Source organism: Flavobacterium tibetense (genome assembly GCF_003293845.1).
Lineage (GTDB): Bacteria > Bacteroidota > Bacteroidia > Flavobacteriales > Flavobacteriaceae > Flavobacterium > Flavobacterium tibetense.
In genome coordinates, this window is the sequence record NZ_QLST01000003.1 from 22558 (window position 1) to 47440 (window position 24883).

The following is a 24883-nucleotide window of genomic DNA, read 5'->3' on the forward strand; positions in this document are numbered from 1 at the left end:
AATTTTACTTATTTTTAGCCCTTTGAAGTAGCAAAGGAAAAATGAATAAAAGAAAAATAGCAGTTGTAATCACAGCACGACCTTCTTATAGTAGAGTTAAAACAGTTTTGTCTGCGATACAACTACATCCCAACTTAGAATTGCAATTGATTGTGGCGGCTTCGGCTTTACTAGACCGCTATGGTTCTGCGGTGAATTACATTGTAAAAGACGGATTTGAAATTGCGGCTAAAGTGTTCAATGTTTTAGAAGGAGAGAATTTAACCGCAGCGGCTAAAACGACTGGTATTGGAATTTTAGAATTGTCAACCGTCTTTGATAACTTAAAACCAGATGTTGTAGTAACTGTGGCTGATCGATTTGAAACTATGGCTACTGCTATAGCGGCGTCTTATATGAACATCCCTTTAGCTCACATCCAAGGAGGTGAAGTAACAGGAAATATTGATGAAAAAGTACGACACGCTATAACTAAATTAGCAGATTACCATTTTGTGGCTTCCGAAAGTGCTAAAGAACGTGTAGTTAAATTAGGAGAAAATCCAGAATTTGTTTTTAATACTGGTTGTCCCTCTATAGATTTGGCTAAAGAGGTAAAAGAAAATAGCGATTCATTACCTTTTAATCCTTATGAAAAATATGGAGGCGTAGGAGCAACACCAGATTTGTCTAACGGTTATTTGGTTGTTATGCAACATCCTGTAACCAATGAATACCAGGATTCTAGGAAACATATTGAAGCTACATTAGAAGCAGTATATCAGTTGAATCGTCCCACTTTATGGTTTTGGCCTAATGTAGATGCAGGAGCGGATGGTACTTCAACAGGAATAAGAGCTTTTAGAGAGCAACACCAATTACCAAATGTGCATTTCTTCAAGAATATGGAAGGCAAAGACTTTTTGCACTTATTGCATCATGCGGATTGTTTGATTGGAAATTCAAGCGTCGGTATTAGAGAGAGTGCTTATTTAGGTGTTCCAGTAGTGAATATTGGTACCCGACAAAATCGAAGAGATAGAGGCAGCAATGTGGTAGATGCCACTTATGACGTGCAAGCCATTAAAAACGCTATCGAAGAACGTATTTCAAGTTCAAAACAAATTTCAAATGTGTACGGCGGTGGAGATGCTGGAAAACAAATAGCGGAATTATTGGAACAGTTGCCCTTACAGTTCCATAAAACAATCATGTATTAATGCGAATTCTTGGTATCATAACAGCAAGAGGCGGTTCAAAAGGAGTTCCAGGCAAAAATATTAAATTGCTCGGGGAATTACCTTTGTTAGCTTATACGGCACAATCGGCTTTGGCTTCTCAACTTTTGACCAAGGTTATTCTTTCTACAGATTGTCCTACAATTGCTGCGGTTGCAAAGCAGTATAGGATTGAAGTGCCCTTTATAAGACCTGAAATTTTAGCAACCGATACCGCTTCAAGTATTGCAGTAGTACAACATAGCGTTTCTTATTTAGAAAATCAAGGAGAATTTTTTGATGCTGTTTGTTTGTTACAACCCACTTCACCTTTTAGACCCAAAGGATTTATTGATAAAGCTATTCAAAAGTTCATTCAAGATGGAGCTGATGCTTTGGTAAGTGTTTTGCCAGTTCCTCATGAATTTAATCCGCATTGGGTATTTGAACCAAATGAAAAAGGTTTGCTTCAAATTGCTACAGGTGATAAGGAAATTATAAAAAGACGACAAGATTTGCCTCAAGCTTTTTTTCGCGATGGGTCAATCTATATCACTAAAACTTCCGTTATAAAAGAAGGGAGTTTTTATGGAACAAAGTTAAGTTATCTAGAAAATCATCCTGATTTTTATGTCAATATTGACACGTTAGAAGATTGGGAAAAAGCAACAGCTAAATTACCTTTAATAAAATCTCAATTGTAATGTGTGGAATTGCTGGTATTTTTTCTTCAGCACTTGCTTTAGAAGATAGAAAATTGAAGTTAGGAAAGATGTTGCAAGCCCAAGAACATCGCGGACCTGATGCTACACAAGAGTGGCACGATTCGCAATGTAGTTTGGGACACAATCGATTGAGCATTATTGATTTATCTACTAATGCGAATCAACCTATGCCGAGTAGTTGTGGTCGTTATGTCATCGTTTTTAATGGTGAAATTTATAATTATTTAGAAATTAAAAAGGAATTACTTCCGCATTTTCAATTTCAAACGCAGTCCGATACCGAAGTCTTATTAAACGCTTATATTTATTGGGGTACTGATTTTTTACACCAACTCAACGGGATGTTTTCCCTAGCTATTTGGGATAAACAAGAAAAAACGTTGTTTATTGCCAGAGATAGATTCGGAGTAAAGCCGTTTTATTATTATGCAGACGCTCAACAATTTACTTTTGCTAGTGAAATTAAAGCCTTGTGGGCTTCTGGTATAAAAAAGATTCGCAATCAAAAAGTATGGGCTAATTATTTGTCTTTTGGGACGTATGGTATGCCCAATGAAACTTTTTGGGATACGATTCATCAGTTACCGGCAGGACATTTTGCAGTTCTTTCCCAAGAAAACTTAGCTACTTTTGAGCCTCAGCTCTGGTATGATTTTGTTGCAAGAGTGCAAGACACACCTGTTTTAGAAGTTGCGGAGTTAAAAAAGCAATATACAGCTTTATTAAACGATGCCATTCAACTCCGATTTAGAGCCGATGTGCCACTTGGAATGAATGTTAGCGGGGGATTAGATTCTTCTACGTTGATTGCTTTAATTCACCAAAATCTTCCCATCACTAAAAATATAGAAGCTTTCACTTTTTATTGTAATGACATCAATTATGATGAATTACCTTGGGTGGATTTGTTATTGCAAGACAAACCGTATTTGTTGAATAAAGTAGTACTAAAAGCAGATGAAGTTCCTGATTTAATTACCGCTTTAAGTCAAAATCAAGACGAACCTTTTGGTGGATTCCCAACGCTAGCTTACAGTTTGTTGTTTGATGCTGCACAAAAAAAAGGAATTAAAGTCTTGTTAGACGGACAAGGAATGGATGAAGCTTGGGCAGGTTACGATTATTATCACAATCAATCCAATCAAGTGATTCAAGGTGTAACTACTAGTCCGGTACGACCAGAAGTTATGGTCAATGATTTTGCAAATTTAGCGGAAAAAGAAGTGTATCCACAACCTTTTGCTTCTTCCATGCAGAATATGCAATATCGTGATTTATTTTATACCAAAATTCCTAGAGCTTTGCGTTTCAATGATCGTATTAGCATGTTGCATGGTACGGAATTACGAGAACCTTTTTTGGATTATCGTTTAGTAGAATTGGCTTTTGCTCAAAAAGATAGCATAAAATACAATCAAGGCAATACCAAATGGTTGTTGCGTCAAATAAGTCAAGAATTGTTGTCAAATCAAGTAGCCTTGGCACCTAAAAGACCATTACAAACTCCACAACGCGAGTGGATGGCTAATGAATTAAACGAATATGTTTCAGAGAAAATACAAGAGTTTGGTCAATTGGATTTTGTAGATTCCAAAAAAGTCCAACAAATTTGGCAGGACTATCGTAACGGAAATCAGGATAATAGTTTTTATATTTGGCAATGGATTAATTTGGTTGAATTAGTATAATGAATAAAAAGAAAGTCTTTGTTTTATTACCAGATGGAGTTGGACTTCGAAATTTTGCCTATTCCAATTTTTATGAAATTGGAAAGAATTTTCATGATATTGTTTTTTGGAATAATACCCCTTTTGATCTTTCTGAGTTAAACTATCCCGAAATAAAGTTTGAAAAACCTATTTTACATCCTTTTACAGATGTGTTTAAAAATGGAGTCATTCAGGCTTCTTTGACAAAAAACAGTAAAATTGAAAAGGATCAAGTTTATGACACTTATCGTTTTAAATCGAAAACTGTTGGTTTAAAAAATAAAATCAAAAATACAGTTGTGTCTTTCTTAAATTCTAATTATTCTAATCAAAAAAGCATACTTTCTTTACGAAATCGAATCAATAAATTAGAGAGAAGTACAACTTATTATAAGGATTGTCGAGCTACATTAGAACGAGAAAAACCCGATTTTGTTTTTTGCACAAACCAAAGACCTGTAGTAGCAATAGCTCCTTTATTAGCAGCAAAGGATTTAAAAATCCCTACGGCTACTTTTATATTTTCATGGGATAATTTACCCAAAGCTACGATGGTGGTTCAAACGGATTTTTATTTTGTTTGGAGCCAACACATGAAAAACGAATTACTTCATTATCATCCTGAAATTCAAGAAAACCAGATTAAAATTACAGGCACACCTCAATTTGAATCACATTATGATGATAATAATTTCATAGAAAGAGAGGTCTTTTTCAAAATTCACAATTTAGATACTAATAAAAAATACATCTGCTATTCTGGGGATGATATTACTACTTGTCCAGATGATGAGGTGTATTTAAATGACGTAGCTAAAGCGGTTAGTGAATTAAATCGAAATGGACATAATTTAGGAATCATTTTTAGAAGAAGTCCTGTTGATTTTTCAACAAGATATGATAGTGTGTTAAAGGAGTTCAAAAATATAATTGTTCCAATAAACCCCGATTGGAGAAAAATTGGTGAAGGTTGGAATACTATTTTGCCTACTCCTAATGATAATTCTTTATTAGTAAATACTATTAGACATTCGGAATTAGTTATTAATTTAGGTTCGTCGATGGTTTTTGATTTTGCAATTTTTAATAAGCCGTGTTTATACATCAATTATGATGTTGAAAATAAAAAGGATAAAAATTGGTCAGTAAAAAAAATATATCAATTTGTGCATTTTCGTTCTATGACTTCCAAAGAAGCTGTAGGTTGGATTTCTGATTCCCAGTCAATTGCTAGCGTGATTGAGAAGAATCTTTCAAAAAAACAAAATATAGAGGCTACTAAATGGTTTGAAAAAATCACTTGTCAACCCGCTAATTTAGCTTCAGACCGAATTTGGAAATCAATTAATTCGATAATCTAAATTATGCTCTTCAATTCCCTAGAATTTCTACTTTTCCTACCCACAGTTTTTGTGCTGTATTGGTTTGTGTTTAAAAACCAATTGCGTGCACAAAATATCTTGTTGTTGGTAGCTAGTTATGTGTTTTATGGTTGGTGGGATTGGCGTTTTTTATCGTTAATAGTTTTAAGTACGGCAATTGATTATTGGGTTGGCTTGCAACTAGAAAAAACAGCTGAATCTTCCAAAAGAAAGCTACTGTTAGGACTGAGCTTAACGGCAAATTTGGGAATGTTGGGCTTTTTTAAGTACTTCAATTTCTTTGTGCAAAGTTGGGTAGATGCATGGGCAAGTGTCGGTGTAACGATGCAAGGCACCACTTTGGAAATTATTCTACCTGTTGGTATTTCGTTTTATACATTTCAAACCTTAAGCTATACGATTGATATTTACCGCAAACAACTACAACCCACCAAAAGTTTTATAGATTTTGCAGCGTTTGTTACGTTTTTTCCACAATTAGTAGCTGGTCCAATCGAAAGGGCGTCGCATTTGTTGCCTCAGTTTTATAAGAAAAGAGTTTTTCAGTACGAACAAGCCGCTGCGGGTGTCCAACTCATAATCTGGGGAATGTTCAAAAAAGTGGTGGTTGCTGATAACTGTGCGTTTTTTGTGAATCCCATTTTTGAAAATCCAGCCGCTTTTTCTAGTGGAGAATTAGCTGTTGGGATGGTGTTTTTTGCCTTCCAAATTTACGGTGATTTTTCAGGCTATTCCGATATTGCCATTGGGATATCCAAATTGTTTGGTTTTGATTTGATGGTGAATTTTAAGTTTCCTTATTTTTCAAGAGATATCGCCGAGTTTTGGAGAAGATGGCACATATCCTTATCCACCTGGTTTCGCGATTATGTGTATATTCCTTTGGGAGGTTCCCGAGGGTCGAAGGGATTTCAGTTGCGAAATGTATTCATTATTTTCTTGGTCAGTGGCTTTTGGCATGGTGCCAATTGGACGTTTATCCTTTGGGGATTGCTGCACGCCTTACTTTTTTTACCGCTATTATTAGGGAATTGGAACCGCACCAATCTAGCCTCCAAATCGTATGGTTGGTTAGACGTTCTTAAAATCGGAACTACATTTACATTGGTTTGTGTGGCTTGGGTATTCTTTAGAGCGGATTCCTTGTCGCTAGCACTAACGTATTTGGAACAATTATCAAGTTTGGATTCGTTTTCGCTACGTTTTTTTATTAAGAATAATGCCTATACGTTGTTGTTTTTACTCAGTGTGCTGGCTATTGTGATTTTGAGCGTGAGAGAGTTGCTTTGGGTACTCCAAAAAAGAGAAACACCGTATTTGAATCGCTATTGGACCCTATTTTTATTGCTAGCTATCTTTTTTATGGGCAGTTTTAAAAATCAAATGGATTTTATTTATTTTCAATTCTAATGCAAAAGTTTGTAATCAAAATAGGTATATATGGAGTGTTGAGTTTTGTTTTACTCAATGCCATTGCTTTTGGAGCTTTGTTTTTTTTAGGGAAATCCCAATTGTACAAACCGCAGTTTTTGAAAAATGGTGTCCCAACAACCCAATTCGATTATATCGTTCTCGGTTCCAGCACAGGATTGACCACTTTAGATACCAAAACTATTGATTCCGTGATGCAATGGAACGGTTTGAATTTAAGTATGGACGATTCTTCGCTGAATTCACACGTACTGATGTTGGAGTATTTTTTGTCATTGGGTAAAAAAACGGATAAAGTCATTTTATGCGTCACGCCATGGGATTTACAAAATCCTACCAATACCTTAAACGACAACGATTATCGCTTTCTCACGGAAATTAATAATCCAGTTATTTATCAACATTATCAAACCTATGATACAAAAGGGTTAGCTGTGTTAAAATATTCCAAATACTTCCCGCTTTTAGGAATGAGTTATTACAACAACGAACTATTTTTTCCTGCTTTGTTTACGGCAGTCCAACCCAATAAGCGCAATCGATTTGATGAAAAGGGCAATTATACGTATCCCAATGCGCAAAATGCAGTAGTTCCCAAAGAACCAAACACCATACAACTGAGTATTAAGAATCCAGCATTCCAACGGATGCAAGCTTTGTGCGAAGCCCATCAAATAGAATTACTGATTTACCAATCGCCTTTGTATCGCCAAACCGTGCAATTTCCTGATGGAAAAGAAACCATCATCAATCACAGTGCTATTTTACCTGAAGATTTATTTTATGATCCGATTCACGTAACGTCGGTTGGACGAACTTTTTGTACATTAGCGTTTTGTGAAGCTTTGAAAAACAACGAATGAAATCGCCACTATCAACAAGTTTGCGTAAGCAATTGAAAATCATCGAACTCCTTACTAAATAAAATCAATTGTGAGATAAACACCTTTAAATAAATTAGCGATTCCATAACTTGTCCCGACTAATCGGGATGACCGCTGAAAAATAAAATTTCCATATATGAAAATAGCCTTTTTAACACCTGAATATCCACACCAAAAAACTGGTAACGCCGGTGGTATTGGTACGAGTATCAAAAATTTAGCGGAAAGTTTAACGGCTTTGGGTCATGAAGTGCGAATTTTGGTTTACGGACAAAAAGAAGATGTAATTTTTGAAGAAGAAGGCATTAACATTCAGCAAATCAAAAATGTCAAGATAAAAGGGGTATCGTGGTATTTTACTAGAAAGAAGTTGCAAGGGATTATAGATGATTTATATGACAAGCAACTTTTGGATATCGTAGAAGCGCCTGATTGGACAGGAATTTCGTCTTTTATACAACCCAAAAAATGTCCGTTAGTCATTCGTTTGAATGGTAGTGATACCTATTTTTGTCATTTGGACGGTCGCCCTGTGAAGTGGTGGAATCGTTTTCATGAAAAAAGAGCGTTACAAAAAGCCGATGGACCTATTTCCGTAAGCCGTTTTACAGCAGACAAAACAAATGTGTTGTTTGGATTGCAACTTCCTTTTACGATTATTCCCAATGGGATCAATCCCGAGAAATTTCAACCCGATGGTTCCGTACAAAAGATTCCAAATACGATTCTGTACTTTGGTACTTTAATTCGCAAAAAAGGTTTGTTGGAATTGCCATTGATTTTTAATCAAGTGGTAGCAAAAAATCCAAATGCCCAACTGATTTTAGTCGGGCGCGATGCTTTTGATATTGCTACGGGAAGCATTTCTACTTGGCAATTGATGCAAAAGTTATTTACTCCAGAAGCACTAAAGCGGGTAAATTATTTAGGAGGCGTTCCCTACGAAGAAGTTCGAGCGCATATAGCGCAAGCAAGCGTTTGTGTGTTCCCCACATTCGCAGAAGCCTTACCGGTTTCTTGGTTAGAAGCCATGGCAATGGAAAAAGCTATTGTAGCTTCCAATATTGGTTGGGGACCAGAAGTGATTGCAAACAACCAAGAAGGTATTTTGGTTCATCCCAAAGACCATGAAACGTATGCCAATGCGATACTGAGTTTGTTGGAAAATGATACCTTAAATACTACCTTTGGCCAAAAGGCAGCTCAAAAAATACAAGACGTTTTTGCTAATGGCTTAATTGCTGAACAGAGTGTAGCGTTTTATCAAACTATAATAGCTAATAAGAAATGATTTCGTTTACTACCTATACCAATACCCAAGGGGAAGCCATTTATTACACAGGAAATCCTGACTTGGATAAATTAGAAACCCTATCACTAGGAACAGGAGATTTGTGGCACAGTTCGTTTGAGCAAGGTTATAAAAATGCTTTTCCTGAAATCGTATATTTTGCCGTAGTTTTTTTTTGGTATGTCAACGATTTTGATGATTTGGACGAATGTGTGAGTTGGCGCATTAATCCAAATGCTTTTGCTATTCGTAAGTCGGCTTGGGATGCTTTGAATGGATTTGATGCTGAAATTGAAAATCCAACGTTGCAAGCTTTGGATTTTGGATATAATTTTCTGAAAAATTCAGGTGGTTTGCCTTTATATGTTCGTGGTTTGTATGCTGATACTACGCAAAGTGTTCAGAAAATAAGTTCTTATGACCGACATGTGTTTTTTAGAAAAAACTTCAAATTGGAACATGCGGTTTACATGAATTTTAGAGAAGGTTTTTGGAAAGTAAACGAATGGGTAAATTTATTTAAAGCAAGAAAATTTGCCTTTAGAACGCATTATCCTCTAATTCCACCTAGAACTTTGGAAGCTATTAAAGGAAATCCAACCGTAAGTTATATCATACCCACAATGTTGCGTCAAGATTTTACCCTGACGTTATTGGAAGATTTAAAAAAACAAACCTATTTACCTACTCAGGTTGTAGTCGTAGACGCTACACCCGAAAATCAGCGTGACGAAAGTTTGTACAATCCAGCTAATTACCCTTTTGAAGTTATTTTTCAATGGCAAACGACTAAAGGAAGTTGTAGAGCTAGAAATGAAGCGATTGCTTTTTGTACCGGTGATTATATTCTTTTTGGGGATGATGATATTCGCATTCCATCTGATTTTATTGAAAATCACATTCGTTTACTACAAACCTATAAAGCGGGGGCTTGTAATGGCTTAGACATAAGAGCAGATCATCAACAACAAACCTTAATCGATTTAGATAAGAAATTAGATCAATTAGGAGAAAAACGTTGGAAAGTTGGTCCAACACCCAATTTCAGCAATGCCAATTCTTGTGTAAAAAAGGAATATGTAGACCAATTGAAAGGAAATGATATCAATTATGATGGTGGTTATGGTGAAGACACTGATTTTGGTCTTTCTTTGGTTAAATTAGGAGTTCCCGTACTTTATAATCCGTTTTCAGCCAATTTGCATTTGAAGCCACCCGCTGGAGGCTATCGTTTTTGGGGAAGTCAGGCAAAAAAGAAAGGCAAACAAAGAAAAGCACAACCTTGGGAGTTAGACACACCAGTAAAAAGGATAATTCCTATTCCGAGCCCTACCATTATGTATATGATCTATAAACATTTTGATGCGCGTACCATTAAAGAATATAGCATTAAGTATTTTGTATTGCATTTGTCTAAAGGGAAGTTAGTGGAATTACCTCTAAAGCTTATACGATTGCCTTATAAAATCTTACAATATAAAAAATCTGTTTTTTACGCTAAAAAATTGCTAGCATTAGGAAAAAGAACCGCTTAATTATGAACTTTAGTCTCATCATATGCACCTATAAACGCCCACAGGCTTTGTTGACTTTACTACAATCCGTAAAGCAGCAAACGCTTTATCCTGATGCGATTTTAATTGTAGATGGTTCTCCGGATGATGCCACTAAAGCCATGCTGGACCAAAATGCTTTTCAAAATTTGAACTATTTCAAAGTAGAGGAAAAGGATAGAGGTTTAACCAAACAGCGTAATTATGGGATTTCAAAAGTTCAAGAAACTAGTGAAGTCGTTTGTTTTTTAGATGACGATACGGTTTTAGCGCCCAATTACTTCGAAGAAATTATCAAAACCTATACGATACACCCAGAAGCATTAGGAGTAGGAGGTTACATTACCAATGAAGTAGCTTGGCAGCATGTGGGTATGGAATATGAACCTAAAAGCAATGAATTTTATTTCGATGGGTACAAACGAAGTGATGGTTCTCGTTTTGTTTGGCGCAAGAAATTAGGTTTGGATAGTAATGTAGCACCAGGATATTCGCCTGAGTTTTCCCATGGTCGTAGTGTGGGTTTTTTACCTCCATCAGGAAAAGTCTATCCTGTAGAACAATTAATGGGTGGAGTTGCTTCATTCCGAAAATCCGTTTTTCAGGAATTTCAGTTTTCCACATACTTTGAAGGCTACGGTTTGTATGAAGATGCGGATTTTACCTTGCGTGTTTCTAAAACCGGGAAATTATTTTTAAATACCGCTGCCCAATTGGAACACCATCACGATGCTGCCGGTCGTCCAAATCAATACGTCTATGGAAAAATGGTCGTGCGAAACGGTTGGTACGTGTGGCGCGTAAAAAATCCAAAACCTTCATTTAAAGCAAAATTAAAATGGCATGCGATTACACTGATGTTAACATCCATTAGAGGGGCAAATGTGTTTACTTCTTCTAAAAGAAAAGAAGCTTTTACGGAGACATTGGGTAGGTTAGTGGGGTGGTTTTCGTTATTTTTGAATAAACCAAAAATAAAATTATGATATCATTGCTGTTTTCCGATTACAAGAAATATAAAAAATACGGGGGTAATTTTTTTACCATCCTGTTTTTTACTCAAGGATTTTGGGCTATTTTTCAATATCGAGTAGCACATAGTGTTTATAAAATGAAATTTCCTATTGTTAAACAAGTCTTGCAATTCTTTTGTTTGATTTGGCAAAAAGGAATTGAAATCACAACAGGGATATCCATTCCTGCTTCTGTTCAAATAGGGCATTCCTTTTATATTGGACATTTTGGAGGTATTATATTAAATGCAAAAACGATAATGGGTAACAATTGTAATCTATCACAAGGTGTAACCATAGGCGTTTCAGGACAAGGAGAGAATAGAGGTGTGCCTAAAATTGGTAATAATATATATATTGGTGCTAATGTGGTAATCGCAGGAAATATTGTGGTAGAAGATAATGTTTTAATTGGAGCTTGTTCACTAGTCAATACGAATGTTACAGCAAACAGCGTAATGCTAGGGGTGCCAGCAATAAAGGTCTCAGAAAAAAGTTCGGATGGCTATATTTAGATGAGGAGACTTTGAGACTAGGAGATTGGAACGCAGATGTGACGGATTCGTTGATACGAAACGCGAATGGTTACGGATTTTATACAATTTCTTGTCCTGAAAATAGGCTTACACCATCTTGTCATGCTGTCAAGCATCTCTTGTAATAACGATAAGTTTTTTAAAATACAGATTCCATAAATTACCACAGATTTCTTTGTGTTCCTTGTGCTTTCCTTGTGTGCTTTGTGGTTAAAATTATCCCTGATTTCCTTTGCGTTGCTTTGCGTAAAACCTAGCAAACTTTGCGTTTAAACTTTTTTGTTCTTTCCTTTTTTTGTTTCGGGATTAAATTTGCTTTATGAAAATGTCTTTTGAAATTGTAACTTGCACCCAAAATAAAAAATACTTTGAAGCTTTTAGTCATATCCTCAGCACCAGTTGTTGCAATCGATGGTAAATTCCATTTGTACGCTCCTTACGAAAAGGAAATGCAATTGTGGGCAAAACATGCCGATACGATACAATTTTGCTGCCCCATTTGGAGAGATGACAAGAAACTTCTAATTGCACCTATTTCTTTTGAAGTAGAAGGGATACAAGAAGTTAAAGAGTTTGACATTACTTCATTTTCAAATAAACTCAAAGCAATTCCTTTTACTTTTCTAGCCTTAGTTAAAATTTTTAAAGCCATGCAACAGGCAGATCATATTCATTTACGCTGTCCTGGAAATATCGCTTTATTAGCTTGTTTAGTTCAAATTTTATTTCCAAAGAAAACAAAAACCGCTAAGTATGCAGGAAATTGGGATCCAAAAGCTAAACAACCTTGGAGTTACAGCATGCAAAAATGGTTACTATCGAATACCTTCTTAACCAGAAACATGCAGGTTTTAGTGTATGGCGAATGGCCAAATCAGACTAAAAATGTGAAGCCTTTTTTTACTGCAACTTATAGTGAAAGTGAAATTCAGAATTCAGAATTAAGCATTCAGAATAAGTTGTCACCTCAAGCGGATACTAGTTCTGAAAAATCGGAATCGAGAACTACTGAAAAAGAATTAGATTTGCCTAGGTCTGATAAAGATGATAATACTTTATTGTCACTTCGAGCGGAGTCGAGAACTATTGAAAACAGTCTCGACTCCGCTCGACTTGACAAAACAGAGAATAAATTATTCCCAACTCCTGACTCCCAACTTCCAACTTCCTTCTTATTCGTTGGTACATTGTCTAAAGGAAAGCAACCTTTGTATGCGATTCAATTGGTAGAAGAACTACACAAACGAGGAAAAAAAGTAACACTTGATTTGTTCGGTGAAGGTATTTTAAGAAAGGAATTGGAAAATTATATTGGTCAAAATAATTTACAAAATATCATTCGTTTAAAAGGAAATCAAACGAAAGAAACCGTTTTAAAAGCCTATCAATCCACTCATTTTTTAATCTTACCATCCAAAAGTGAAGGTTGGCCCAAAGTGGTGGCTGAGGCTATGTTTTGGGGCTGTGTGCCATTAGCTTCGCCAGTTTCTTGTGTGCCATATATGCTGGGTAACGGGAGTAGAGGACTACTGCTTACGGAGCGATTAAGTGAAGATATTAATCAATTAGTAGCATTACTTCATTATCCAAAAACCTCTCAAAAAATGGCAAATGAAGGACAAAATTGGTCGCGACAATTTACTACGGATAAATTTGAAGCGGAGATTAGGGAGTTGTTGAGGTGATGATTGGTTGTTTAATGTTTATGGTTTGTTGTTTGTAGTTTAAGGGATAAGGGAGAAGAACTTTCAAATTGTTATAATTTTTTAATCTGTGTTTCTGAAATAGTTAAATTGGAATTGGATTGACACGATTGTCACCCTGAGCGTTTGCCTGTTCCGACTTTTTAGGAATCGAAGGCTAATGAAATGATTTCAGATTTGAAGTTGATTTTTGAGTTTGTTTTTGTTCTTGCTTTTAGGAGCAACAGATTGGAGTAATTTGATAATTTTTTAAAATTTACCGCTAATTCCCTAATTTTAATGCAAAAGTGTTTTTCTTCTCTAAGTAAAGTTGTAATTTTTTTCACACAATCTTATCATGCTGTTAAGCATCTCTTGTACAACCGATACTTTTATTAGCACTCGTGCAACATTGCTTCTTTTTTTGCACTTTGTGACCTTTGTGGTAAAATTAGAACGCGGATGATGACAATTTTTTTCTGAGACTGAAAACTGCGACTGAAAACTATTTTTTTCAGGTTTGAAGTTTGCTCTTGATTTTTGAGTTTGCCCTTGCCCTTGCCCTTGCCCTTGCCCTTGTTTTAATTTTTTCTATCTTTGACACAATCAATACCGTCACTTGTGCCTAAAAAAGAAATTCGAATTTTACAATTAATTGATAGCCTAGAAGCGGGTGGTGCTGAACGAATGGCAGTTACTTATGCCAATGCGTTGCATCAAGAATTAGGATTTGGCGCACTTGCATGTACACGGGCGGAAGGGATGTTAAAACAACAATTGCTTTCAGGTGTCGTATATACTTTTTTAGCTCGTAAGAACGTTTTTGATTTCGCTGCTTTATTGCGTTTGTATAGATTAATAAATCAGCATCATATTACACACATTCATGCACACAGTAGTTCTGTTTTTTTTGCTGTTTTGTTGAAATTGTTGTGTCCAAGTGTACGATTGCTATGGCACGATCATTACGGGAAAAGTGAAATGCTCGAGCAACGCCCTTTTTGGACTTTGCGAATAGCTTCCTTGTTCGTAACCCAAATTATTGCGGTCAATCAGCAGTTGGTTCATTGGTCCAAAGAAAAACTTTGGTGTAAAAAGGTAACCTATTTACCTAATTTTACTTTACCTGATACATCGGTTGCTGTAACCCAACTTCATGGAACAATGGGTAAGCGTATCGTCTGTTTGGCGAATCTTAGACCTCAGAAAAATCATATGTTGTTATTGGATGTAGCTAAAGTAATTTCACAATCGCATCCTGAATATACGTTTCATTTGGTAGGAAAAGATTTTAATGATGCTTATGCAGCCACTATAAAAGCGACCATTGTGTCTTATGGTCTACAAGACACTGTGTTTTTGTATGGCTCTTGCGATGATATTCCCGCTATTTTAAATCAAAGTACTGTTGGTATATTAACTTCAGATTCTGAAGGGCTTCCAATAGCTTTATTGGAATACGGATTTTATAACTTGCCTGTGGTGGTTACCGCTGTTGGTGAAATTCCAGAAGTTGTTACTCACGATAAAGAAGGTTTTGTTGTTCCAAAGAATGATAGCCTAGCTTTTATAAATGCATTGCAAGAGTTGCTGGATAATCCAAATTTACAAGCTACATTTGCGAGACAATTGAACGAAAAAATAGTAGCCCAATACAGTTCTGAAGCTGTTTTGAAAAGTTATTTGAAGCTGTTAGATGAAAAATAAGTTATTTACCTATACCAATGTTATTGTTTTGCATGTGCTAATCGCATTTGCGGTATTTGCCTTGCCTTTTTTGTCCAAAATTTACGGATTGATTATCCCTTTTTTAGGAACGGTTTTAGTATTGAATACCAAAAATAAAAATAACGAAGCCTTACTTGTTGCGGGTTATGTTATAGGTTCTGAAGTTTTTTTACGAATGACTGGAGGAAATATTGCTCATGAAATTGCTAAGTATGAAGTGATTTATTTTTTATTTTTAGGCATGTTGTTCAAAGGGTTTTCCTATAAATCCATTATCTATATCCTATTTATGTTGCTTTTATTGCCAGGAATTTATCTTGGAGCTAATGTTCTAGGCCACGAGATAGATGTACGTAAAGCAATTTTATTTAATGTTTTGGGAGAAATTACTTTGTTTGTTAGCGCCTTGTATTGTTTTGAAAAAAAGATAACCTTAGAGCAAATACATTTTTTACTTAAAGCATTGTCTTTACCTATAGTTTCGGTTTTAACTTATTTATTTTTATATAACCCATCGATTAAAGATGTAGTTACTAGTACCCAATCCAATTTTGAAACTTCGGGTGGTTTTGGTCCTAATCAAGTGTCTACCATTTTAGGTTTGGGGATGTTTTGTTTTTTTGCTTTACTAGTATTGTTTTCTAAAACTAGAAATTTGCAAATGATTCATTTGACATTATTGATTATAGCATCTTTTCGTGGCATTGTTACCTTCTCGCGTGGAGGTGTTTTTACTGCTCTAGCTATGATTGCTGTATTAATAGGAGTATTGTATTGGTATGCTAATGCTAAAACTAAAAATTTAATTCTAATATTAAGTGTTTGTGCAGTTTTAATTGGCGGTTTTGTCTGGACGTATAGCGTAGTGCAAACTAGCGGGATGATTGAAAATCGCTATGCCAATAAAGATGCACGAGGAAGAGAAAAAGAAGATCGTTTAGGCGGACGTGAACAAATTGCCAATACCGAAATTCAAATGTTTATGGAAAACCCAATTTGGGGTATTGGCGTTGGGAAAAACAAAGAATACCGTGAACAAATGACGGGTATTGTAGCTGCTTCGCACAATGAAATTACGCGTTTGTTAGCCGAACATGGTATGTTTGGTATAATGGCGTTATTAATTTTACTGATTACACCATTGATTACTTATTTTACGAATCGAGAACATGTGTTTTTGCTTCCCTTTTTTATATTTTGGTTACTTACCATTAATCATGCCGCTATGCGTTTAGCTGCACCAGGGTTTATTTATGCATTAACCTTGTTAAAAGTCCGTTTTAAAGATGAAAGTCCGTCTGCTGTATCTGGGGAACCAACTGAGTAAGCATGGGTTGAATGCAACCACCATTGAAACTTTAGGTCCTGAACTAGAGAGGTTAGGGTTTGAAATGGTTTATGCTTCTTCAAAGAAAAGTTTTTTGTTTCGCCTTTTGGATATGTTATGGGCTACCATTGTGCATCGGAATAAAGTATCTTATATTTTAATTGATACCTATAGTACAAAGGCTTTTTGGTATGCCTTTTTGTGTGCTCAACTTGCCCGACTTTTAAAAATAAAATATATTCCCATTTTGCACGGGGGTAACTTGCCTAATCGTCTTAAAAGTAATCCCAAATTGTGTAGCAGGTTGTTTGCAAATGCCTATAAAAACGTAGCGCCATCTGGATATTTGAAACAGGCTTTTGAAAACGAAGGTTTCACTAATGTGGTTTTGATTCCTAATGCGATTGAAATAGAGAAATACACGTTCAAAAACAGAGCAACGTTAGCACCAAAATTGCTTTGGGTAAGAGCTTTTGCGTCTATTTATAATCCTGAAATGGCAGTTCGTGTCTTACAGCAATTGCAAAAAACGTATCCAGAAGCGACTTTAACTATGGTGGGTCCTGATAAAGATGGGAGTTTACAAACCACAAAAGCAGTTGCTGCTTCCTTAGGGATAACAGTAACTTTTACTGGACAACTAACCAAAGAGGCTTGGTGGCAATTGGCAGCGGAACACGATATTTTTATCAATACCACCCATTTTGATAATACACCAGTAAGTGTTTTGGAAGCGATGGCATTGGGTTTGCCTGTAGTTTCTACCAATGTGGGTGGAATTCCTTATTTGATTGCCCACGATGTAAATGGTAAATTAGTTCCAGATGCGGATGCGAATGCCATGGTTGCTGCTGTAACTCAACTTCTACAACAACCAGATCAAACACAATTATTAATCCAAAAAGCGCACTCTTATGTCACTCAAATGGATTGGGAAGTGGTTAAGGAGATGTGGGTTGAGGTGTTGGGTAAAGGGTGATGGGTAATTGGTAATTGGTAATGGGTGATTGGTGATGGGTGATTGGTGATGGGAAGAAGGGTTTATCCGCAAAACTTGTCATTCCGTAGGAATCTCTCTTATATGAACTTCTATGACTTATATGTTTTTTTTGTTCAGGTTCATAGTTTATACTTTATGGTTGATTTTTGAGTTTGAATTTGTTCTTGATTTTTATGTAATTTTTTTTAGCGTTTTTTTAACAATTTGAATTTTATTCATTACTTTGCAGTATTACTGAATAGCTATGAAACCCAACAAAAAAATACATTTTGAAATCTCTGAACGTAAAATATTATTGCGTTTGGTTGATGTTTTTTTTGTATTACTTACGCTTTACTTTATTAGTGAATTTTTCAGGTTTGATTATTTTGCTGTTCGAGTAGATAATTTTTATTGGACAATTGTACTTGCTATTTATCTGAATTTAGTAGGTACAGTTTTTGAAATGTATAATTTGCAAGTGGCAAGCAACCGCTTTCAAGTTACCAAAAGTATTATTTTAACTACTTCGGTTACAACTTTGTTTTATTTGTTAACTCCTTTTTATACACCAGTTTTACCTTCTAATCGTTTACAAATTATTTTATTTTTCCTGTCTATTTTATTTGCTTTGGTTGTATGGAGAAATTTATACATTGTGTTTTTAGCGTCTAATCGTTTCATTAAACGTGTAGTGTTCATTGGAAGTAGCAAGAAAGTAGAAGCTTTGGTTTTTGAATTAAGTATTGGCAATCCCCATTATTTGGTTAATGGTTTTGTGGCTACTGATGAAAGAAAAACAGCTACTTTATTGCCTGAAATTTCACTTTCTGAGTTGGAATCTTATGTAAAAGAGCATGCAATTTCAGAAATAGTTGTTGCCAATGGATCAAGAAAAACCATGGATGTGGCTTTGTATGATTTGTTGCTAAAATTACTTGAAAACGGTGTGGTGATTCGCCAGTATGACGATGTGTATGAATCTGGGACGTACCGACTTCCTATTCATTTTGATGATAAGGAATTGTATAAGTTTTTCCCGTTTAGCAGAAGTAATCAAAACAAACTGTACCAATTGTATACTCGTATTTTTGATGTTGTATTTGCTATTATTGGACTACTTAGTTTAGTTATTATTCTCCCGTTTGTGTTCCTTTTTAATTTGATCTGGAATAAAGGGCCGCTTTTTTACAAACAAGAACGTGTTGGACGAAATGGAATTCCTTTTAAAATAGTCAAACTAAGAACTATGGTGGTAAATGCGGAACAAAATGGTGCTGTCTTTGCTTCTACCAATGATAGCCGAATAACCACTTTTGGAAAATTACTTCGAAAGTCGCGATTGGATGAAGTGCCTCAATTCATCAATGTTTTAAAGGGGGAAATGGCACTAATTGGTCCTCGACCCGAACGTCCCGTTTTTGTTGAAAAAATTGCAGCTAGCATTCCAATGTATCAAACGCGTCATGTGATTAAACCAGGACTCACCGGTTGGGCGCAAGTGAATTATTCCTACGGGGAAAATTTAGAAGATAGCTTGATGAAATTGCGTTATGACTTGTATTACATCAAACATCGCAGCTTGTTTTTGGATATTAACATCATTGTGAAGACGTTGAGTACGGTTTTGTTTTTTAGAGGACAGTAGGTGCTGGGTGATTGGGAGACTTAGAGATTGGTTTACCCACAAACTTGTCATTCCGTAGGAATCTCTTTTTGAACTTATATGTCTTATATGGTTAAATTATTTTTTTAAGTTTAATGTTTGAAGTTGATTTTTGAAGTTGTTCTTGATTTTTGTAACACAAAGTCTCACGAAGTTTTACACAGAGTTTCACGGAGTTTTTTTGAATAGGATTGTGTTGAGAGAGTTGCACAGAGACGTTTCACTTTTAAGTTTTAGGTTTGTGGTTTGTTGTTGATTTTTGAAGTTGCTCTTGATTTTTGCTATTGTTCTTTTTAAACCAGTTTTTTATTTTCCAAAATCAATCTTCCTACCAATAGAAAATTGGTAACTATAAAAGGCAAAACAATAAGTAAATGGATTTTTCCAAGCATGTAAACTAAATAGCCCAATAAACAGAATATTAAGATTTGACCTGTTTTTACAATTCCTTTTTGGTTTTTCTTGAAGTAGAAAAAGGCTAATAGCAAATAGATAGGATTGAAAAGAAACGCATTGTAATTCCAAAGAACTTCTTCATGTTGGGAGTATAAACCTACCAAACAAAAGAAAAGACCTAAACTACCTAAAAGGATAAAATAACTTTGGGTTAGTCCTTTTTTTCTAACTAAAATTATAAGTCCAAGTACGATAATTAGTGTATAAATACTATTGAATGGATTGGGTTGGTAATCATTTTCTGGTGCTTCGTAAATTGTCTTTGTAGGTTTTGCTAATGGCTTTCCGTTAATTTCTGTATTTTCTAAGGATTGAATTAATTCCAATGGTAAGAATAGGCGTTCGGCGGGTTGGTCTACTTTGGTTCCGAAGATGATATTGATTCCTAATTTTTCAAAAAAATGATTTTCCATATACGGATATAGTATTTCTCGGTAACTAATGGTTACTGGTTTTAGAGTAGTGATAGGTTTGCCTTCTAGAACAGCATTCACTTTATCAATAACCATAGTAGTACAATTGCGGTCAATAAATTTATACGTATAAAATTTTTCGTCTGAGTTTGCGGAGAGAAGTATTTGTTTGTATAAAAGCTCTTTTTGCTCTTTGGAAAGGTCAATTTCTTGTTCGTATATGGAACGTTTTTCGTAGCGATAGGTGTATTCAAAATCGGGATAGTAATTCGCAGTTACAAAATATTGTAAATCACCTTTTACGAATTTCAACATGAAATTAGGCGTTTCAAAATCAAAAGCACCATAATTAAATACAATGTCAATTCCTTGTAAGGGATCATTGATTCTAATACCTGTATGGCCATAAAGGGAATAGGATTCGTTTCCCGTTCCGCAGTTTAGGATGCTTATGGTCGCTTTTTCGGAAAGGGTTTGGGAAAAAGATAAAGTAGTTGTTAAAAGAAATAGTAGAACGACTAGTTTTTTTATCATTTTTTTATTGTTTATAGTTTGTTGTTTATGGTTTGTTGTTGTCTTTTTGCTCCGCTCAAACATTTGCCTACTTCGTAGGAGATTCCTCGCAAGCTCGGAATGACAGAAACAGGAGTAATTTCAAGTACAAGAACAAGTTCAAATTCAAGTTTAAAAATTCCAATATTTTAAATTCCAAATTCCAACGTTTAAAATCCGTCAAAATCTGAAACCGCTTTAGCGGACTGTATTTTTAAAAATCAGTGTAAACCTGTCAAATCTGCTTCATCCGCATTCCAAAAAAATGAATTCAAATTCAAAATCAATTTCAAATATTAAAACATAAAAGTCATAAAAGTTTTTTAAAAGTCTAGTTTGTTTACGTTTAAAAGTTCAGATAAGATTTTAACTATTTCTAAAATTTTATCAACCTGTGTTCCAAAAAATTCAAGTTCAAGTTCAATTTCAAAAATCAAGAACAAGTTCAAAAATTAACCAAAAAAACCATTAACAATTAACCACAAACTTGAAACCTGAAACAAACATCCGAAAATCTAACCTCTAACTTCTAATCTCTATTTTCTATTCTCTCAAATTACCTAAACAAATCCAAATCTACTTTTACCGAAAAAATATTGGAATACAAGGCGGCACTTTGGTTTCCTAAATCGGTTAAAGCGTAATCAATTTGTATGCCTCGATATTTGAAACCCAGTCCGAAGTTAGGTTGAAAGCTTAATTTGCTGGTATTGTCAATTTGTGTGATTTGCTGAAAATTTCCCACACCACCGCGTAAATAAATTAACTCAATATAACCAAATTCAAAACCGAGTGCTGGGTCAATACTCATTGCATTGGTTGAAATAATATCATTGGTTCTGGTAAATCGGGTGTTTAAATTAGCTGCTGCTGTTAGGCTATAATCGTAACGAATAATCCATTTTTTGGCTACTCCCAATTGTGCTTTTGGCAAGGTGATTTCACTCGTTTCTGGCAATTCTTGGTTTTCGCCTGGAACTGCGTCTCTAATTTTGTTAAACTCTTCTTCGTTGATGGTCCAAGTGTTGTATGTCGTGGTAATATCGCGTACCATAATTCCAAATTTCCAATCTTCATCATCACTGATGTATTGAATACCTAAATCAAATCCAAATCCCCAAGCGCTGGCAAAATCACCAATTTTTCTGTGAATGACTTTGGCATTGACTCCATAATTTAACCCGTCAATAGGTAAACTTCTGGCATAGGATACCGTTAGCGCATAATCCGCTGTTGAAAATAGAGAAATTCTGTTGTAGTCAATATTTCCTTGACTATCGATTAATTGGGTTGTATTTAAGATATCGTCTACTCCAAAACGGATGATAGAAGCTCCAATAGCACTTCTGTCGTCAATGGGCATAGCGAAACCCGCATAATTGTATTGGGCAATATTCGCAAAATAATTGGCATGCATTAAGGAAAACTGTTTGTCTTCGAGTTTAATTAATCCTGCTGGATTCCAATAGCCAGAATTGACATCGCCTGTGTGTGCTACTACTGCATTGCTCATACCTAAAGCAGCCGCATCAACCCCAATGTTCAAAAATTCATTGGAATATTTACGCACAGTTTGTCCGTAGGCAATGGAAAGACTACCTAGAAGAAGACCAATTATAAAACTCTTTTTCAACAGCTAATTATTTTTACAAATATCTAATAAAATTCTTAAATACTAAACTCTAAAAGTATTACAATATTGTATTACATTTGCTTTATCTTAATACGTATTCTTTTTTAGGTACGAATTTTGAGACGATTTTGTTTTTATTTGCTTCATTTTATTAATTAGACGTTTAACTAACATTGTTTTCATGGATATTAAAAAACACATTCCCAATGCTATCACTTTATTGAATTTAGCTTCTGGTTTGTTGGCTTTGATTGCTATTTTTAATGGCTTTTTTGATGAAGCCTTTATTTTTGTCAGTTTGGGTATTTTCTTTGATTTTTGGGATGGTTTTTTGGCACGAAAGTTCAATGTTGCTGGACCGTTAGGATTGCAATTGGATTCTTTAGCCGATATGGTTACTAGTGGCGTAGTTCCGGGATTGTTGATGTTTAAGTTGTTTGATAACATTCAAAAAGACGATACTTCCATTTATTATTTGACTGAAGAATATTTTTATATGGGTTTTGTACCTTACTTAGGATTCTTAATCACAATTGCTTCTTGTTATCGCTTAGCGAATTTTAATATTGATACCAGACAAACCGAATCGTTTATTGGTTTACCCACGCCTGCCAATGCTATTTTAATCATGAGTATTCCTATGATACAGTATTTCAGTAGCTGGACATGGTTGACGGAGTTACTTTCTAACCCGTATTATTTGTTATTTATTACTCTGGTAAGTTCGTATTTATTGAACGCTAATATTCCCTTGTTTTCTTTAAAAGTAAAATCTTTTTCTTGGCAAACCAGTAAATTGCAACTTTCTTTTCTAGGATTTTCATTGGTACTATTGTTGGTTTTAGGTTTTGTAGCTATTCCAATTATTATATTTTCTTACATTGGTTTATCTTTAGTACTTCATTCTAAAAAGTAATTATTTTTGGCTACTAAAAAGTCATATACGCGCCGCGCGAATTCCAAAGGAAAAACAAAAAAGAGTTGGACTACCCGAATCCTTCTTTTTAGTATTAGTTTTTTGGCATTGGTAATTGCAACCTTTACAGTGTATCAATTTCGTGATGGGATTTTGTATTATTTGGGATTTAAAACCAATAAAAATGTCAATGCACTTTCCAAAGAAGAACGAAAAATCGCAGACATTCGCATTTATGAAGTGTTATCCAAACATCCTGATAAAGTAGTTGGTTTTGATGTTTCGCAATACCAAGGGAATATTCAATGGGATGAAATTAGAAAGATAGAAGATACGTTTCAATTGCAATTTGTGTTTGTTCGAGCTACGGCAGGAAAAAATAAAGTAGATAGTCAATTTAAAGAAAATTGGAAACAAGCAAAAAAACATCAGTTTATTCGGGGTGCTTATCATTATTACCGTCCCAATGAAAATTCGATTCAACAAGCGGAGAATTTTATACAAACAGTACAACTTGAACCTGGAGATTTTCCACCCGTTTTGGATATTGAACAATTACCCAAAAAACAATCTTTAGATAGTTTGAAAGTGGGTTTGAAGCGTTGGTTAACCAAAGTAGAAAAACATTACAAAGTAAAACCTATCATTTATTCTGGCGAAAGTTATTACAACGATTTCTTAAAAAAAGAATTTTCGGATTATCCCTTTTGGATTGCCAATTATAATTTTTGGCGTAACCAACCCGAATCGCATTGGTTGCTTTGGCAGTTCACAGAAAAGGCGCAAGTTTCTGGAATTAAAGGACCTGTAGATGTCAATATTTTTAATGGAAATATAATTTATTTGCGCAGTAAACTTGTGTATTAGATAAATTTGATTACTTTTGTTTAATCAAATTCAAAAAAAGATGAACAAAGTAAAAACAATCTTCACGGTAAAAGATTTAGAAAACCTTTCGGGTATTAAAGCTCATACCATACGAATTTGGGAAAAACGCTATCAAATTTTTACGCCTCAGCGTACTGAAAATAACATACGATTGTATGAAAATCAAGATTTAACTAACCTATTAAATGTAAGTTTCTTAAATAATTTTGGATATAAGATTTCAAAAATCGCAAAATTGAATGAAGCTGAACGTCAAGAGTTAGTAAAATCTATTTATAATGATAAAAGTAAAAGAGAGTTAGCTATTAATGACTTTAAAATTGCGATGCTAAATTTTGATGCGCAGTTGTTTCATAAAGTCTACGATGAGGTTTGCAAAGACAAATCATTCAAAGATGTTTTTTATAATATTTTTATTCCGCTTTTGGATGAAATTGGTATTTTATGGCAAACTGGAACTATTAAGCCTTCGCATGAACATTTTATTAGTTATTTAATTAAGCAGAAATTAAATTCAATTATTGAAAATCTTCAGCTTAATACACCTATCACAAATGATAAAATTTTTATCTTGTTTTTACCCAATAACGAAGTACATGACTTGGGATTGATGTTTGTGAATGCTGAATTGATCCAAAAAGGGTATCAAACGGTTTTTCTTGGTGATAATATTCCTTTAGAAGATTTACAGGATTTTATTAATCATTTTGATGATATTACTTTTATTTCTTATTTTACTGTTTCACCTACTCCTGAAGAGATGACAAGTTATCTGGAAGAATTTTCAACTCGAATATTAGAAAATACTACGAATCAGCTTTGGGCATTGGGAAAACAAACCCAATACGTTGATCAATTGCCTAATCAAATTCGCAAATTTAGTGGCATAGAAAGTCTCTTAGCTGAAATTTAATGTAAAACTA

At 34.8% G+C, this 24883-nt stretch carries 20 protein-coding genes; 18 read left to right on the forward strand and 2 right to left on the reverse strand.

Going from position 1 to position 24883, the window contains the following annotated elements; all coding sequences use genetic code 11:
- Window positions 1–41 precede the first annotated feature (41 nt).
- The 15 genes from neuC (at window position 42) to DPN68_RS03045 (ending at window position 19084) form a co-directional block, all read left to right on the forward strand.
- Window positions 42–1199 (forward strand): UDP-N-acetylglucosamine 2-epimerase, encoded by a 1158-nt coding sequence (neuC, locus tag DPN68_RS02975; RefSeq protein ID WP_113988112.1) that lies wholly within the window; start codon window positions 42–44, stop codon window positions 1197–1199.
- Window positions 1199–1900 (forward strand): acylneuraminate cytidylyltransferase family protein, encoded by a 702-nt coding sequence (locus DPN68_RS02980; protein WP_113988113.1) that lies wholly within the window; start codon window positions 1199–1201, stop codon window positions 1898–1900. The genes neuC and DPN68_RS02980 overlap by 1 nt, the downstream gene beginning before the upstream one ends.
- Window positions 1900–3609, forward strand: coding sequence for an asparagine synthase (glutamine-hydrolyzing) (gene asnB / locus DPN68_RS02985; protein ID WP_113988114.1), 1710 nt, complete (start codon window positions 1900–1902; stop codon window positions 3607–3609). Before DPN68_RS02980 ends, asnB begins: the two co-directional genes overlap by 1 nt.
- A complete protein-coding gene (locus DPN68_RS02990) occupies window positions 3609–4991 on the forward strand; it encodes an MGDG synthase family glycosyltransferase (protein ID WP_113988115.1) in 1383 nt (460 codons plus the stop codon). The genes asnB and DPN68_RS02990 overlap by 1 nt, the downstream gene beginning before the upstream one ends.
- A gap of 81 nt (window positions 4992–5072) precedes the next feature.
- A complete protein-coding gene (locus tag DPN68_RS02995; RefSeq protein WP_394336417.1) occupies window positions 5073–6422 on the forward strand; it encodes an MBOAT family O-acyltransferase in 1350 nt (449 codons plus the stop codon).
- Window positions 6422–7306: a hypothetical protein gene (locus tag DPN68_RS03000; RefSeq protein ID WP_113988117.1), complete on the forward strand. Its 885-nt coding sequence runs from the start codon at window positions 6422–6424 to the stop codon at window positions 7304–7306. Before DPN68_RS02995 ends, DPN68_RS03000 begins: the two co-directional genes overlap by 1 nt.
- A 157-nt stretch (window positions 7307–7463) precedes the next feature.
- The gene (locus tag DPN68_RS03005; protein WP_113988118.1) at window positions 7464–8618 is read left to right on the forward strand and encodes a glycosyltransferase family 4 protein; all 1155 of its coding nucleotides are present in this window, start codon (window positions 7464–7466) and stop codon (window positions 8616–8618) included.
- A complete protein-coding gene (locus DPN68_RS03010) occupies window positions 8615–10153 on the forward strand; it encodes a glycosyltransferase (protein WP_113988119.1) in 1539 nt (512 codons plus the stop codon). Before DPN68_RS03005 ends, DPN68_RS03010 begins: the two co-directional genes overlap by 4 nt.
- A gap of 2 nt (window positions 10154–10155) precedes the next feature.
- Window positions 10156–11157, forward strand: coding sequence for a glycosyltransferase family 2 protein (locus DPN68_RS03015; RefSeq protein ID WP_113988120.1), 1002 nt, complete (start codon window positions 10156–10158; stop codon window positions 11155–11157).
- 125 nt (window positions 11158–11282) lie between these two features.
- Window positions 11283–11699 (forward strand): serine O-acetyltransferase, encoded by a 417-nt coding sequence (locus tag DPN68_RS03020; protein WP_239986991.1) that lies wholly within the window; start codon window positions 11283–11285, stop codon window positions 11697–11699.
- A 389-nt stretch (window positions 11700–12088) separates the two neighbouring features.
- Complete coding sequence (locus DPN68_RS13285; RefSeq protein WP_239986992.1) at window positions 12089–13405, forward strand: glycosyltransferase family 4 protein; 1317 nt, start codon at window positions 12089–12091, stop codon at window positions 13403–13405.
- 618 nt (window positions 13406–14023) lie between these two features.
- Window positions 14024–15109 carry a glycosyltransferase gene (locus tag DPN68_RS03030; protein ID WP_113988122.1) on the forward strand — a complete coding sequence of 362 codons (1086 nt, stop codon included), beginning with the start codon at window positions 14024–14026 and terminating at the stop codon, window positions 15107–15109.
- Complete coding sequence (locus tag DPN68_RS03035; protein ID WP_113988123.1) at window positions 15099–16457, forward strand: O-antigen ligase family protein; 1359 nt, start codon at window positions 15099–15101, stop codon at window positions 16455–16457. The genes DPN68_RS03030 and DPN68_RS03035 overlap by 11 nt, the downstream gene beginning before the upstream one ends.
- A 304-nt stretch (window positions 16458–16761) precedes the next feature.
- Entirely contained in the window at window positions 16762–17436 is a 675-nt protein-coding gene (locus DPN68_RS03040; RefSeq protein WP_239986993.1) for a glycosyltransferase family 4 protein, read from the forward strand.
- A 265-nt stretch (window positions 17437–17701) separates the two neighbouring features.
- Window positions 17702–19084, forward strand: a complete 1383-nt coding sequence (locus tag DPN68_RS03045) for an exopolysaccharide biosynthesis polyprenyl glycosylphosphotransferase (RefSeq protein ID WP_113988125.1) — start codon at window positions 17702–17704, stop codon at window positions 19082–19084.
- A 311-nt stretch (window positions 19085–19395) separates the two neighbouring features.
- On the opposite strand, the gene DPN68_RS03050 is transcribed toward DPN68_RS03045, so the two are convergent.
- Window positions 19396–20505: a lipoprotein N-acyltransferase Lnb domain-containing protein gene (locus DPN68_RS03050; RefSeq protein ID WP_157958494.1), complete on the reverse strand. Its 1110-nt coding sequence runs from the start codon at window positions 20503–20505 to the stop codon at window positions 19396–19398.
- A 574-nt stretch (window positions 20506–21079) separates the two neighbouring features.
- A complete protein-coding gene (locus tag DPN68_RS03055) occupies window positions 21080–22156 on the reverse strand; it encodes a putative type IX sorting system protein PorV2 (protein ID WP_449404199.1) in 1077 nt (358 codons plus the stop codon).
- 181 nt (window positions 22157–22337) lie between these two features.
- Here DPN68_RS03055 and DPN68_RS03060 point away from each other — a divergent pair, with 181 nt between their 5' ends.
- The 3 genes from DPN68_RS03060 to DPN68_RS03070 are packed head-to-tail and all read left to right on the forward strand — an operon-like array spanning window position 22338 to window position 24873.
- Window positions 22338–23072, forward strand: a complete 735-nt coding sequence (locus DPN68_RS03060; protein ID WP_193477827.1) for a CDP-alcohol phosphatidyltransferase family protein — start codon at window positions 22338–22340, stop codon at window positions 23070–23072.
- Between the two features lie 6 nt (window positions 23073–23078).
- Window positions 23079–23939, forward strand: coding sequence for a glycoside hydrolase family 25 protein (locus DPN68_RS03065; protein WP_113988127.1), 861 nt, complete (start codon window positions 23079–23081; stop codon window positions 23937–23939).
- A gap of 40 nt (window positions 23940–23979) precedes the next feature.
- Complete coding sequence (locus tag DPN68_RS03070; protein WP_113988128.1) at window positions 23980–24873, forward strand: MerR family transcriptional regulator; 894 nt, start codon at window positions 23980–23982, stop codon at window positions 24871–24873.
- Window positions 24874–24883: the final 10 nt, after the last annotated feature.